Origin of the sequence: Candidatus Pelagibacter communis (assembly GCF_001179985.1) — a bacterium.
In the GTDB taxonomy this organism is placed as follows: domain Bacteria; phylum Pseudomonadota; class Alphaproteobacteria; order Pelagibacterales; family Pelagibacteraceae; genus Pelagibacter; species Pelagibacter ubique_J.
In genome coordinates, this window is the sequence record NZ_CVSI01000006.1 from 1 (window position 1) to 954 (window position 954).

A 954-nucleotide genomic window follows, 5' to 3' on the forward strand; every position below is an offset into this window, starting at 1 on the left:
GGTGATGAAGGAAGTATGCTAGCAGTGGTAGGTAGTGATTTAAAAGTAATTGAGAATATTTTAAAAAAGAATAATCGCCAGTGTTATATTGCTAATGATAATTCTCCTCAACAAGTAGTCTTAAGTGGTTTAAAAAAAAATATTAATTTATTTTCTGAAGATTTAGATAAATTGAAAATTAAAAATATAAAACTTAATGTAAGCGCTCCTTTTCATTGTAAACTTATGGAAAATGCCACAATTAACATGAGAGCAGAAATTTTAAATTTAAATTTAAATGAGATCAAAAAACCTATAGTTTCTAATTTTACAGCAAAACCCACAGTTTCTGCCTCTGAAATCAAAAACCTATTAGTTTCACAAATTGAGGGAAGAGTTAGGTGGTTGGAAAGTGTAGAATTTATGATTAATAAGGGAACAAAAAATTTTATAGAAATTGGACCAGGTAAAGTGCTATCTGGTCTGATAAGAAGAATAAATAAAAATGTTAATTTTAAGTCTATAAATAGTGTACAAGATATAAAGGAACTAAATTTAGATGTTTAATTTAAAAAATAAAAAAGTTATTGTTACAGGTGCAACAGGCGGCATTGGTAACTCTATAATCAAATTTTTCACTCAAAATGAAGCTAAAGTACTTGCCACAGGAACGAATGAAGAAAAATTAAAATCTTTATTGGATCAATATAGCAACCTTTTAACAAGAAAATTTGATCTTTCGAAACATGAAGAAATTGAAAAATTTGTTGATGACTCAACTAAAGTTTTAGATGGCGGACCTGATATATTAATAAACAATGCTGGGATAACTAAGGACAATTTGTCATTAAGAATGTCAACTAAAGAATGGAATGATGTCTTAAATATAAATCTTACATCTACTTTTTTACTTTGTAAATTTACCCTAAAAAAAATGATTAAAAATAAATACGGAAAAATTGTAAACATCACGTC

The 954-nt window shown here is 27.0% G+C and carries 2 protein-coding genes; both read left to right on the forward strand.

Translation table 11 applies throughout. The features are described from left to right. On the forward strand, window positions 1-546 hold a 546-nt coding region (locus tag AMN80_RS00045), incomplete at its 5' end, for an ACP S-malonyltransferase (protein WP_143323362.1). Then, window positions 539-954: SDR family NAD(P)-dependent oxidoreductase (locus AMN80_RS00050; RefSeq protein WP_143323363.1), on the forward strand; the 416-nt coding region annotated here is incomplete at its 3' end. The genes AMN80_RS00045 and AMN80_RS00050, both read left to right, overlap by 8 nt.